The sequence below is a fragment of the Bradyrhizobium sp. HKCCYLS3013 genome (genome assembly GCF_051167615.1).
Classification (GTDB): domain Bacteria; phylum Pseudomonadota; class Alphaproteobacteria; order Rhizobiales; family Xanthobacteraceae; genus Bradyrhizobium.
This window is the reverse complement of sequence record NZ_JBNPTK010000003.1, coordinates 118,376-131,108: the sequence shown is the minus strand read 5'-3', so window position 1 is coordinate 131,108 and position 12,733 is coordinate 118,376. Positions and strand designations below refer to the sequence as shown.

Here is a 12,733-nt window from a genome sequence, read left to right as displayed (position 1 = left end):
CGCGATGGTTTTAACGCTTATACGCGATCTCCCCGGGGACCGGGCTCTCTTGCCCCCGTCATCTCGCGCGATGTGTGAGCACCGCTGCGAGACTTAGCGCCAGCGTCGGGGCGCCAGGACCACGCGATTTCGCCGTCCGTGACAAGCCGCTCGTCCGCGCAAGCTTGAAGCCCGCGCACGGCCCGCCACGTCCACCGCATTCCCAATCCCACGCAACTGGACGATCCGGAAGCGCCCCTCGGCTGGACAGGAACAAACGCAGAATATGCTGATTTGCCGAAAGATGCAAGGGCGCTGTCGCGCCGCTTTGGTGAAGCGCCGCGTGCCCAGACTTGTCAGGGGATGATCGTACCGAATCCGTTTCACGCCCCGCTGAATTTGCTATGCCGGTTCAGCAAGATGTGCGGAATGGGGTGAACATGCTGACGGGCGAACTTCGGTCCAAGATCGACAATGTCTGGAATGCGTTCTGGTCAGGCGGCATCGCCAATCCGATCGAGGTGATCGAACAGATCACCTATCTGCTGTTCATCCGCGGGCTGGACGAGGCGCATACGCGCGAGGAGAACCGCGCGACCCGGCTGGGCAAGCCGATGGAGCGGCGCATCTTCCCCGAAGGCAAGGACGGCATCGGCAAGGGCGGTGGCGTTCCTTACGAGGAGATGCGCTGGTCGCGGCTGAAGAACAAGGACCCGGCGACGATGTTCGACATCGTCTCGGAGCACGTCTTCCCGTTCCTGCGCAAGATGGCCGACGCGGACACCGCGCACGCCACCCACATGAAGGGCGCGCGCTTCACCATTCCGACGCCGGCACTGCTGGCGAAGGTGGTCGACCTGCTCGCCGACATCCCGATGGAGGACCGCGACACCAAGGGCGACCTGTACGAATACATGCTGGGCAAGATCGCCAGCGCCGGCCAGAACGGCCAGTTCCGGACCCCGCGCCACATCATCGCGCTGATGGTCGAGATGATGGCGCCGACGCGCAAGGACGTGATCTGCGATCCCGCCTGCGGCACCTGCGGCTTCCTGGTCCAGGCCGGCGAGTATCTGCGCGACAACGACCCGAAGCTGTTCCACGACAAGGAGAGCCGCGACCATTTCAACAAGGAGATGTTCCACGGCTTCGATTTCGACGGCACGATGCTGCGCATCGGCTCGATGAACATGACCCTGCATGGCGTCGACGACCCGGACATCCGCTACAAGGATTCGCTGTCGCAGGACCATGCCGGGGATGCCGACCGCTACAGCCTCGTGCTCGCCAATCCGCCGTTCGCCGGCTCGCTCGACTACGAGACCACGGCCAAGGACCTGCTGTCGATCGTCAAGACCAAGAAGACCGAGCTGCTGTTCCTGGCGCTGTTCCTGCGGTTGCTGAAGCCCGGCGGCCGCGCCGCCGTGATCGTGCCGGACGGCGTGCTGTTCGGCTCCTCCACTGCGCACAAGGCGATCCGCAAGATGCTGGTCGAGGACCACAAGCTCGACGGCATCGTCAAGCTGCCATCCGGCGTGTTCCGGCCCTATGCCGGCGTCTCCACTGCGATCCTGCTGTTCACCAAGACCAATTCCGGCGGCACGGATCACGTCTGGTTCTACGATTGTCGGGCCGATGGCATCTCGCTGGATGATAAACGCACGCCGCTGCTGCCTGCCGACAAGCTCGGGCCGCGCGCGCAGCTCGATGCCGGCGAGCACGACAAAAACAATCTCCCGGATATTGCCGCGCGCTGGAAGGAGCGCAACGGCAGCGAGCGGGATCGGCCGCGCACGACGCAGAGCTTTTGTGTGGCAAAGTCCGAGATCGTAGAGACGGGCTACGATCTCTCGCTCAATCGATATAGGGAAGTGGCCCATGAGGCGGCCGAACACCGGCCGCCGAAGGAAATCATCGCCGAGCTGAAGGCCCTGGAGCAGGAGATCGGGGATGGGCTCGCGGAGCTGGAGGCGATGTTGTGAGCATCAAAGAACTTGCGATAGCAGAGTTCTGCGATACTGGAAGCGGCGGTACACCGGACCGCTCCAAGACCCAGTATTATGGAGGCTCGATTCCTTGGGTTAAATCGGGTGAGCTTCGAGAAAGTGAAATCATAGACACAGAAGAGAAGATTACGGAGTTGGGCCTCCGGGAAAGCAGCGCAAAACTGGTGCCCCGTGGATCAATTTTGCTCGCGATGTACGGCGCCACCGTCGGTCGAATGGCGTTTCTGGGCGTCGATGCTGCAACGAACCAAGCTGTCTGTAACATCCGACCCGATCCGAAGTTCGCGGATGCCCGGTACGTCTTCTACGGACTTCAATCAAAGATGGGCCATTTCCTGTCTCGCGCGGCAGGCGGAGCTCAGCCAAATATCTCGCAGGCAATCGTACGGGAAACAAAGCTGAGGCTTCCCCCGCTCGATGAGCAGCGGCGGATCGCGGCGATCCTGGACAAGGCCGATGCGATGCGGCGGAAGCGGAGGCGGGCGATCGAGTTGCTCGACAGTCTCGTCCAATCAATATTCAGTCATATGTTCGGAGATTTGGTTGCAAGCAACGTTTGGCCCCGAGGAACGATCTCGAATTGGGTTGCTGATTTCGATACTGGTAAGAATCTGGCCCCAGACTCTGACAGCAGAAATACCGACGGGTATCGAGTCCTAAAGGTCAGCGCGGTAACGAGCGGGGTGTTTCTGCCGGCAGAATCGAAGCCCTTACCTCGGAACTACGAACCTCCAGTCGAGCATCTCGTACGCAAGGGAGATCTGTTGTTTAGCAGAGCTAATACTGCAGAGTTGATCGGGGCGACGGCGTATGTCGAAGCGGAGATTGCAAGAATGGCTATGCCAGACAAAATCTGGCGATTTGTCTGGAACAGAACGAATCGACCAAATCCGCACTTCATTCATGCGTTGTTCAGCTCGTCACATTTTCGGCGCGAGTTGACCAAGCGAGCCACAGGAACGAGTGGTTCGATGAAGAACATTTCCAAGGAAAAGGTACTCAAAATCGAGGTTGCGATGCCGGACAGGTCCAAGCAGGATGAGTTTACTGATCGATCCATGGCCGTTCGCCGAGCCGCTTTATTGGCTAGAAGGCAATTGGAACTGATGGAGCAGCAGTTTTCCGCACTCCAGCATCGCGCCTTCGGTGGGAATCTCTGAAGTACAGTGCCGGCAATCTGTCTTCCGCCGAAGATTTATTTATTTCCCTGTTGGCTAGGCTTCCAATCAAGACTTGAGAAAGACAAATGAACGGCGAATTGCTTCCAGTTTGGCCTCGAACTTGGCAGGAAATCTGGGTTGCTCTCAGCAAGCATTCCTCTGCCCAGGTTGACTTGTTCATGGAAATGGTCAGCGGCCTCGCTGTGCCACCAAGGCCGCCCGGTCTGCCGGTTGCTCCGCCTCCTGAAGCTTTCGACGAGAATGGTGTCCTTGTCGACAATGCTGCGATCCAAGCAAGGCAGGACTACGAGACAGCCTTCGCTAAGTATTCGGAGAGTCGCAGTGCTTACGAAACAGCTCAAAATTCGGAAGAGGATGCCCGCCTGTACTTCCGCGAGATGCTAAAAGACATTTCCACTGAAGACGCTGCGATTCTTTTTCTGGAGAAGAGTCATGTTGTATTGGTAGATTACAATAGAGGTTTGGCGGAGCGTTTTCGGGAACTCTTGGTGAACTTTGTTACGAACTTTAATCTCCGCTACGAGGTTCGGGGGCTTTGCTCGCTGCATGCGACGATTCCGGGGCTATTCACGAAACTAATATCAGAATTGAAAAGAATTTCGCTGCAGGATCCGCATTTGACAGCCTTGTTGTGCGAGTTTGAAGAAGCGTTCTCGGACCTGAAAATCAATAGAACTCAAGCTCGAATGAAGACTTGCTTGCAAAAACAATACAACGTCTTGGAGGCTTTCGGGCGACAATGTCCACACGTGACGGCTAATACTCTTGGTGCAATCTGCGATCAACTGGACTGGCCTCATGAAAGGGTCAAAGACGTCGGTAAGAATCTCTATCGATTTGGGTCGGATTATCCTGGGTTGAGGCATGGTGGGACGCCGGCTAGTGCGTTGCGTGATCTGGAAATGAAGGATTTCGTTAGTATCTCGCTTATGCTTGCTTCCTTTACTCCATACGTCGCGCATAATCTTGATCTTGATCGCTGCTATGGTTGTTGATCGGCTCTCAATTGCAGCCCAGGGCGAGTTCGAAGCCATTGCGCTTTGCCTTGCCTGCGTGCCCAGTGCCTCAAGCTGCTGAATTCAGCGGCTTCGCCCGCTCGATCCGCTTGCGCTCACGCGGGGAATGCATCGCCTCCCACAGGTCGCTGCGCCGCTGCACGTTGAGCCAGAACTCCGGGCTGTTGCCGAAGACGCGTGCGAGGATGAGGGCAGTGGCGGCGGTGACGTTGCGCTTGCCGTTGCAGAGCTCGTTGACGTGCTTGCGCTGTACGCCCATGGCGGCCGCCAGCGCGGTCTGGGTCAGCCCGAGCGGCTGCATGAATTCCTCGACCAGGATGTCGGCCACGGTCGCCGGTTTGCGTTTGGTCATCAGCATGGATGTGCCTCACTCGTAGCTGTGGTCGTCGAGACAGAGATCGGTCGCCTCACCGCGGCCGCCGTGCCAGCGGAAGACCAATCGCCAGCGCTTGTTGACGCGGATGCAATGGAAGCCGTCGAGGTGGCCGCGAAGCTTCTCGAAATGGTTGCTGGGCGGCGACCGCAAATCCCCGTCCGTGGTTGCGTCGTCGATCAGCTGCAGCTTGCGGAACAGCCGGTCCTCCAGGTCCGCCGGGATCTTCTTCGATCTGACGTCGTCAACGAAGAACCGGTGCAGCCAGTCGTCTCGGAAGCTCACGATCATGGGCAGCCCCGTTTGAGGCAGTGTACCACTCTATGACACAGCCGGCAATCTGCGTGGGTTTCCCGTGTGACACTGCGGAGCGGCTTGACGGACCAGGGCAATGCATCCGATGGTTGAAGGTGATCCGGTATGGCCGGATCGGTCTGGGCAGACGCGGATGATCCGGCAGGATGGCGGTCACGCGAGGGGAACGCCAGAGGAGCTGAATGTCCAACTTCGCCTTTCTCGCCGCTGAATTTCCGGCCGTGCATGAGGCGGCGGTCGAGGCCGAGCGCCAAGCCGCGGTGTCGCCGACGGCGGCCGCGTTCTTTGCCGGCAAGACGGTCGAGGTCGCGGTGAAATGGGCGTTCCGGTCCGATCCCAATCTGAAGCTGCCCTATCAGGACAACATCGCGGCGCTGCTGCACGAGCCGAGCTTCCGCCGCGCCGCGGGCGAGGCGGTCTTCGCCAAGGCCAAATACATCAACACGCTGCGCAACCGTGCCGTCCATGAGGAGCGCCGGATCAGCGCCGGCGATGCCACCGGCGCGGTCAAGGAGCTGTTCCACGTCTGCTTCTGGTTCGCCCGCACCTATGCCAAGGCCAAGCCGGCCGACGGGCTGACGTTCGACCCGGCCGTGCTGTCGCGCCGCGACGAGGTCTTGAAGAAGGCGTTCGTCCAGCTCAAGACCCAGCAGGCCGAGCTCGATGCCAAGGACGGCGAGCTGACGAAGCTACTGCTCGACAAGGACAACCTCGACGCCGAGCTGAAGAAGTTGCGGGCCGAGGTCGCCGCCGCCCGCAAGGCGGCCGAGGCGAAGCCGGACCAGCACAATTACGACGAGGCCGAGACCCGTGACCGCTTCATCGACCTGCTGCTGCGCGAGGCCGGCTGGGCGCTGGACAAGCCTGAGGATCGCGAGTTTCGCGTCGAGGGCATGCCGAACAATGAGGGTGTGGGCTTCGTCGACTACGTGCTGTGGGGCGCGGATGGCAAGCCGCTCGGCCTGGTCGAGGCCAAGCGCACGCGCAAGGATGCGCGGTCCGGCCAGCAGCAGGCCAAACTCTATGCCGACTGCCTGGAGGCGCGCTACGGCCAGCGGCCGGTAATCTTCTATTCCAACGGCTACGAGCACTGGATCTGGGACGACACCCGCTACCCGCCGCGGCAGATCGGCGGCTTCTACAAGCGCGACGAGCTGGAGCTCCTGATCCAGCGCCGCATCGGGCGGAAGCAGCTCGGCTCGGAGGCGATCAACCGCAAGATCGTCGAGCGGCCCTATCAGCACCGGGCGATCCGCTCGATCGCCAAGCATTTCGAGGAGGACCGCGAGCGCAAGGCGCTGCTGGTGATGGCGACCGGCTCCGGCAAGACCCGCACCGTGATCGCGCTGGTCGACCTTTTGATGCGCGCCGGCTGGGTCAAGCGGGTGCTGTTTCTTGCCGACCGTGTCGCGCTGGTGAACCAAGCGGCCGGCGCGTTCAAGGCACATCTGCCGGACGCCGCGCCGGTCAATCTGGTGACCGACCGCACCGCCGACGGCCGCGTCTTCATCTGCACCTATCCGACCATGATGGGGCTGATCGACGGCCGGCAGCAGGGCAGGCTGACATTCGGTCCCGGCCATTTCGACCTGATCGTGATCGACGAGGCGCACCGCTCGGTCTACCAGCGCTATCGCGCCATCTTCGAGTATTTCGATTCCTTCCTGGTCGGGCTGACGGCGACGCCGAAGGACGAGATCGACCGCAACACCTATTCGCTGTTCGACCTCGAAGACGGCGTGCCGACCGATGCCTATTCGCTGGAGGAGGCGGTGGCCGAGGGGCACCTGGTGCCGCCGAAGACGATCTCGGTGCCGCTGAAAATCGTCCGCTCCGGCCTCCGCTATGACGACCTCTCGGCGGAGGAAAAAGACCAGTGGGACATGCTGGAATGGGGCGAGGACGACGTCCCCGATACGGTCGAAGCGGCGGAGGTCAACAAGCGGCTGTTCAACGAGGAGACGGTCGATCTCGTCATCGCGCATCTGATGCAGAACGGCATCAAGGTCGAAGGCGGCGACCGGCTCGGCAAGACCATCATCTTCGCCAAGAACGAGGACCACGCCAAATATATCGAAACCCGCTTCAACGTGGCCTATCCGGCGCTGGCCGGGCATTTCGCCCGCGTCATCACCCATAAGACCGGCGCCTATGCGCAGACCTTGATCGACGACTTCTCGATCAAGACCAAGGTGCCGCATATCGCGATTTCGGTCGATATGCTCGACACCGGCATCGACGTGCCCGAGGTGGTCAATCTCGTGTTCTTCAAGCCGGTGCGCTCGAAGACCAAGTTCTGGCAGATGATCGGGCGCGGCACGCGGCTGTGTCCGGACCTGTTCGGTCCTGGGCAGGACAAGGAGGAGTTTTGCGTCTTCGACTATTGCCAGAACATCGAGTTCTTCGGCGCCAATCCGGAGTTGAAGGAAGCCTCCGCGGCGAAGTCGCTGTCCGAGCGGCTGTTCGCCGGCCGGCTCGACCTGGTGCGGGCGCTGGACGAGAAGTTCTCGAAGGCGGCTGCCGCAGGCGGCTTCTCGGCCGGCGGACAGGCGCCTTATGAGGGTGACGAAGGCGAGCCACCGAGCGAGCCGGAGATTCGAGCGTCCGCTGCCGCGACCTTGCAGGCGATCGTCGGCGGGCTCAACACCGACAATTTCATCGTCCGGAAGCATCGCCGCGCGGTCGAGAAGTATCGCGAGCCCAAGGAGTGGGACGCGATCGACGAGCACAAGCGCGAGGAGCTGGTCGAGGAGATCGCGCCGCTGCCGTCGAGCCACATGCTCGGCACCGAGGACGCCAAGCGCTTCGACCTCCTGATGTTCCAGCTCGAGCTGGCGCTGCTCAAGGGCTCCAAGCGCTTCGACAATCTCCGCAAGCAGCTCCTGGAGATCGCGTCAGCCCTGGAGGACCAGACCGGCATTCCGGCGATCGCCCGGCATGCCGAGCTGATCGAGGAGATCCAGACCGATCAATGGTGGGAAGGCGTCACCGTGCCCTTGCTGGAGCTGGTGCGCCTGCGGCTGCGCGACCTGATCCAGCACATCGAGAAGGGACGCAAGACCGTCGTCTATTCGAACTTCGCCGACGAGATCGGCGAGGGGGTCGAGCTGCAATTGCCGCAGGTGGGCGAGGCTGACTTCGCCCGCTTCAAAGCCAAGGCGCGACACTTCCTGCGCGCGCATCAGGACAATCTGGCGCTTGCCAAGCTGCGCCAGGGCAAGCCGTTGACGGCCTACGACCTCACCGAGCTGGAGCGGATGCTGCTCGAGGCCGGCATCGGCGAAGCCGGCGACATCGCCCGGGCGAGAGAGGTCAGCCACGGCTTCGGCCGCTTCGTGCGCTCGCTGGTCGGGCTCGACCGCGCCGCGGTCAGCGCGGCCTTCGGCGAGTTCATCGCCGGCGGCACGGCGTCAGCGGCCCAGATCGAGTTCATCGACATGGTGATCGAGCACCTGACCGATCAGGGCGTGATGGACCCGGCGCTGCTCTACGAGCCGCCGTTCACCGGCATCGCGCCGACAGGGCCGGAGCACCTGTTCGACGAGAACAGGGTGGTCAAGCTGTTCGAGACCATCAAGGCGATCAACGAGAGTGCGGTGGCGTAGTGCTCCCTCAGCAATACCCGTATACGCCACAGGCATACGGCAGGCGGAACATGTAGTTGGTGTAGCCTTCGCCGCCGTAATACGCGCCCTGGTAGTCGTAGGAGAAGGCGCGGCCGTAATAGCCGGGCAGCTCCTGGCGGCCGAGCAGCAGCGGCGTGGAGGGCCACATCGGGGAGATCAGCGAGTCCTGGTCCTTGACGACGACGATTGTGGGCGGCGCCTTGACGGCGCGGCGGGCCTTGTAGTGGACGAGCTTGTCGTGGACGGCCGGCAGGTCGGCTGCGAGCACGACGCCATTCGCCGCGATGGCCGCCAGCAGCATCATGATCACCAACGTTCGCATTCTGCTCTCCTTGCAGCTCCGGGACGGCCGGCGTGATGCCATGCGACATCGGTGCTGTTGGCTGCACCGGAGCGATTCCATGGCCGGCAGGATGGGCCCTGTATGGTTAACGAAAACCTTCCAGCGCGCGGAACGGGGCTGCAATCACCCGTAGAAGGACGGGCTTTTTCAGCTTTTGTTAAGTTCTGCGGGTGCAAGGTTACGGGTGCCGGCGATTTTGAAGGCCGGCTGGACGCAAACCAGCACTGTCTGCGTCCGGGATGAAAATCTCTGCTGCATTTCCATCAGAGTGTCAGACCAGAAGGGTTCGCGCATGTCGGTCATCGTGATGTCGGCGTCCGCACGTCTCAGGCTGCTGTCCAGGACTGAAGCGTCGCAACCGCATCTTGCCATCGCCGACGAGGTCGCCGCCTGTCGCCAGGCGCTGACGGCGCGCCGGTCGATCGCGACCGCCGCGCTTCCGCTGACGAGCCCCGCGCAGGCGAGCCTGCTGGTGCTGCTGAGCTAGATCCGGAGTTAACGAGGGCGCGGTCCGAGACGCCGGCAACGGCATGACCGTGGGACGAAAGAGAGCGCGGAAGGCCAGGGGAGGCCTGTCGCGCTCTCTTTGTTTTCGAGGTCGGATCGCCGCCTCGGTCTCAGCCGTTCGTCATGCCCCGGGCATGACGTCGATGGCGATATGCGTGTGCAACTCGCGTCTGAGATCGCCGCACGTTCAGCGCAGCTGCCGACCCGCCTACGCGCTCAGCGCCTGCTCGAGGTCGGCGATCAGGTCTTCCTTGTCCTCGATGCCGACGGAGATGCGGACGATGTCGGGGCCGGCGCCGGCCTTGATCTTGGCGGCATCGTCGAGCTGGCTGTGGGTGGTCGAGGCCGGGTGGATCACCAGCGAGCGGGTGTCGCCGACATTGGCGAGATGCGAGAACAGCTTCAGGTTCGACACCAGCTTGACCCCGGCATCGTAGCCACCCTTGAGCGAGAAGGTGAACACGGCGCCGGCGCCTTTCGGGCAGTATTTGCGGGCGAGCGTGTGATACTTGTCCTCGGGCAGGCCGGCGTAACTCACCGACGCCACGGCGGGATGCCTGCTGAGATATTCGGCGACCGCCTTGGCGTTGTCGCAGTGCTTCTGCATGCGCAGCGGCAGCGTCTCGATGCCCGTCAGGATCATGAAGGCGTTGAACGGCGACAGCGCCGGGCCGAGATCGCGCAGGCCCAGCACGCGGCAGGCGATCGCGAAGGCGAAATTGCCGAACGTCTCGTGCAGGCGGATGCCGTGATATTCGGGACGCGGCTGCGTCAGCATCGGATATTTGTCGCCACCGCCGGCCCAGTCGAAGGTGCCGGCATCGACGATGACGCCGCCGATCGAGTTGCCGTGGCCGCCGAGGAACTTGGTCAGCGAGTGCAGCACGATGTCGGCGCCGTGATCGATCGGGCGGATCAGGTAGGGCGAGGCCAAGGTGTTGTCGACGATCAGCGGCACGCCCGCCTTGCGCGCGACCTGCGCGACCGCCTCGATGTCGGTGATGGTGCCGCCGGGATTGGCGAGCGACTCGATGAAGATCGCCTTGGTGCGCGGCGAGACCGCGGCCTCGAAGCTCGCGACGTTATCTGTGTCGGCCCACACCACGTTCCAGCCGAAACTCTTGAACGCGTGCGTGAACTGGTTGATCGAGCCGCCATAGAGTTTTCGCGCGGCAATGAACTCGTCGCCGGGCGACAGCAACTGCTGCAGCGCCACGACCTGCGCGGCATGGCCCGAGGCAACGGCCAGCGCGGCGGTGCCGCCCTCGAGCGCGGCGACGCGCTCCTCCAGCACGGCGTTGGTCGGGTTGCCGATGCGGGTGTAGATGTTGCCGAACGCCTGCAGCCCGAACAGCGAGGCGGCGTGGTCGGCATCGTTGAACACGAAGGACGTGGTCTGGTAGATCGGCGTCGCCCGCGCGCCGGTGGTCGGGTCGGGCTGGGCGCCGGCGTGAATGGCGAGGGTGGCAAATCCCGGGGCACGTTCGGTCATGGTGTTTCCTCTTGGCTTGATCCGTTGCGCGCCGGCGCCGGCTGGCGCAGGGATCGATGATGGGAGACGGTGTCGATAGCGCGCATCGTGCGCCTCCGCGTCATCCCGGCGGAGGACATTTGCCAGCGGCCAGGATGGCGTCAAGGCTGCCGGCGCGGATCGCTCCGATTTGAAATGCGCTGCTGTGTCGCGCCGTCGTCGCGACACGTTCCTTTCGCAGATGCGTCAGGTGGGATCGCTTCTGTCCTTCGCTGCGCGGTCGGCCGCGGCCGTCGCGCCGCCGCCGACGCTGGTGCGGTTCAGCGACAGCCGCATGCCCTGGGTCGGGATTGGCGCGCGCTTGGCGCTGATGGTGCGGGAGTTGACGCCCATCCACGAGATCTCCGACGACAGCCGGCCATACTCGATCTTGGGGCATCGGTTCATCACGACCTTCAGCCCGGCGGCCTCGGCCTTCTCGGCCGCCGCATCGTCACGCGCGCCGAGCTGCATCCAGATCACCTTCGGCAAGGGTGAGAGCTTCAGCGCCTCGTCGACGACGGGCATGATGTGCTGCGAGCTCCGGAAGATGTCGACCATGTCGATCGGGCGGCCGATGTCGGCGAGCGAGGCGACGAAGGGGCGGCCCATCAGGCTCTTGCCGACATGGCCGGGATTCACCGGGATCATGTCGTAGCCGCGTTGCACCAGATATTTGAAGGCGAAGAAGCTCGGCCGGATCTCGGACGGCGAGGCGCCGACCATCGCGATCACCTTCACACCGTTGAGAATGCCGCGGATGTAGTCGTCGGGGTAGGTGTCGTGATTCATGGGCTCGCGCTTCTATTAGTTGCCGTCATTCCAGGGCGCCCGGAGGGCGAACCCGGAATCTCGAGCTGAGTTCGACCAATTCGAGATTCCGGGTTCGATGCTTCGCATCGCCCCGGAATGACGAAGTTGCTGAAACCGTCATTGCGAGGAGCGACAGCGACGAAGCAATCCAGGGGCTCGGGTGGGACTCTGGATCGCGGCGCTGCGCTCGCGATGACGGCGGAGAGAGCGTCGGTGCTCACTCATCCCGCCACGTCGGCGTCCGCTTTTCGATGAAGGCGCCGATGCCTTCCTCCGCGTCGCGGGCGAGCATGTTCTGCGTCATCACCTCTGCCGCATAGCGATAGGCGTCGGCAAGGCTCATCTCGGCCTGGCGGTAGAATGCCTCCTTGCCGAGCTTGATCGTATAGGCCGATTTGCGCGCCACTTGTTGTGCCAGCGCAATCGCGGTGTCGCGCTCCGTGCCGGCCGTGACCACGCGGTTGACGAGGCCCAATTCGTGGGCGCGCGGGGCGGGAACCGGCTCGCCGGTCAGCAGCATCTCCATCGCCTGCTTGCGGGGCACGTTGCGCGACAGCGCCACCATCGGCGTCGAGCAGAACAGGCCGATGTCGACGCCGGGCGTAGCGAACGAGGCGCGCTCGGAGGCGACGGCGAGATCGCAGCTCGCGACCAGTTGGCAGCCGGCGGCGGTGGCGATGCCCTGCACGGACGCGACAACGGGCTTCGGCAGATGCACGATCGCCTGCATCATCGCACTGCAGGCATTCATCAGTTTGGCGAAGAAGGCGCGGCCGCGGTCGGCGTCGCCGCGATGCGCGGTGAGTTCCTTGAGGTCATGGCCGGCGCAGAACGCCGGGCCATCTGCTGCGATCACCACGGCGCGCACGGCCTTGTCGGCGCCGATCTCGGCCAGGGCCTGATGCAGCTCTGCGATCAGCGGCTCCGACAGGCTGTTGCGCTGTGCCGGGCGGTTGAGCGTGAGCACGGCGACGGCGCCCGCCATCTCGCGCAACAAAATCGGCGTATCGGCGGCGTCGGCGAGGGCAGGGGCGGACATTGCGATTTCCATATGGGCGCGTCGA

The 12,733-nt window shown here is 63.0% G+C and carries 11 protein-coding genes; 5 read left to right on the top strand and 6 right to left on the bottom strand.

What is annotated here, in order from left to right; translation table 11 throughout:
• Nucleotides 1–419: 419 nt before the first annotated feature.
• The 3 genes from ACQR1F_RS07330 to ACQR1F_RS07320 all read left to right on the top strand — a co-directional run bounded on the left by ACQR1F_RS07330 (nucleotide 420) and on the right by ACQR1F_RS07320 (nucleotide 4,161).
• Nucleotides 420–1,961, top strand: coding sequence for a type I restriction-modification system subunit M (locus ACQR1F_RS07330; RefSeq protein ID WP_434840147.1), 1,542 nt, complete (start codon nucleotides 420–422; stop codon nucleotides 1,959–1,961).
• A complete protein-coding gene (locus ACQR1F_RS07325) occupies nucleotides 1,958–3,145 on the top strand; it encodes a restriction endonuclease subunit S (RefSeq protein ID WP_434840146.1) in 1,188 nt (395 codons plus the stop codon). Before ACQR1F_RS07330 ends, ACQR1F_RS07325 begins: the two co-directional genes overlap by 4 nt.
• An 86-nt stretch (nucleotides 3,146–3,231) precedes the next feature.
• On the top strand, nucleotides 3,232–4,161 hold the full coding sequence (locus tag ACQR1F_RS07320; protein WP_434840145.1) for a hypothetical protein: 930 nt from the start codon (nucleotides 3,232–3,234) through the stop codon (nucleotides 4,159–4,161).
• A gap of 70 nt (nucleotides 4,162–4,231) precedes the next feature.
• Here the strand turns inward: ACQR1F_RS07320 and ACQR1F_RS07315 are convergent, their stop codons facing one another.
• Nucleotides 4,232–4,540, bottom strand: coding sequence for a HigA family addiction module antitoxin (locus ACQR1F_RS07315; protein WP_434840144.1), 309 nt, complete (start codon nucleotides 4,538–4,540; stop codon nucleotides 4,232–4,234).
• Nucleotides 4,541–4,549: 9 nt separating this feature from the next.
• Complete coding sequence (locus tag ACQR1F_RS07310; RefSeq protein WP_434912758.1) at nucleotides 4,550–4,846, bottom strand: type II toxin-antitoxin system RelE/ParE family toxin; 297 nt, start codon at nucleotides 4,844–4,846, stop codon at nucleotides 4,550–4,552.
• 206 nt (nucleotides 4,847–5,052) lie between these two features.
• Between ACQR1F_RS07310 and ACQR1F_RS07305 the strand changes: the two genes are divergently transcribed.
• Nucleotides 5,053–8,475 (top strand): DEAD/DEAH box helicase family protein, encoded by a 3,423-nt coding sequence (locus ACQR1F_RS07305; protein WP_434840143.1) that lies wholly within the window; start codon nucleotides 5,053–5,055, stop codon nucleotides 8,473–8,475.
• Nucleotides 8,476–8,482: 7 nt separating this feature from the next.
• Here ACQR1F_RS07305 and ACQR1F_RS07300 read toward each other — a convergent pair whose 3' ends face one another.
• Nucleotides 8,483–8,818 carry a hypothetical protein gene (locus ACQR1F_RS07300; protein WP_316237415.1) on the bottom strand — a complete coding sequence of 112 codons (336 nt, stop codon included), beginning with the start codon at nucleotides 8,816–8,818 and terminating at the stop codon, nucleotides 8,483–8,485.
• Nucleotides 8,819–9,131: 313 nt separating this feature from the next.
• On the opposite strand from ACQR1F_RS07300, the gene ACQR1F_RS07295 reads away from it, so the two are divergent.
• Nucleotides 9,132–9,326, top strand: a complete 195-nt coding sequence (locus ACQR1F_RS07295) for a hypothetical protein (protein WP_315799668.1) — start codon at nucleotides 9,132–9,134, stop codon at nucleotides 9,324–9,326.
• 228 nt (nucleotides 9,327–9,554) lie between these two features.
• Here the strand turns inward: ACQR1F_RS07295 and ACQR1F_RS07290 are convergent, their stop codons facing one another.
• From ACQR1F_RS07290 to ACQR1F_RS07280, 3 genes are all read right to left on the bottom strand, one after another.
• Complete coding sequence (locus tag ACQR1F_RS07290; RefSeq protein WP_434912757.1) at nucleotides 9,555–10,838, bottom strand: O-acetylhomoserine aminocarboxypropyltransferase; 1,284 nt, start codon at nucleotides 10,836–10,838, stop codon at nucleotides 9,555–9,557.
• A gap of 225 nt (nucleotides 10,839–11,063) precedes the next feature.
• Nucleotides 11,064–11,648 (bottom strand): CoA-binding protein, encoded by a 585-nt coding sequence (locus ACQR1F_RS07285; protein WP_315799670.1) that lies wholly within the window; start codon nucleotides 11,646–11,648, stop codon nucleotides 11,064–11,066.
• A 238-nt stretch (nucleotides 11,649–11,886) separates the two neighbouring features.
• Nucleotides 11,887–12,708, bottom strand: a complete 822-nt coding sequence (locus ACQR1F_RS07280) for an enoyl-CoA hydratase (RefSeq protein ID WP_434912756.1) — start codon at nucleotides 12,706–12,708, stop codon at nucleotides 11,887–11,889.
• Between the last annotated feature and the right edge of the window lie 25 nt (nucleotides 12,709–12,733).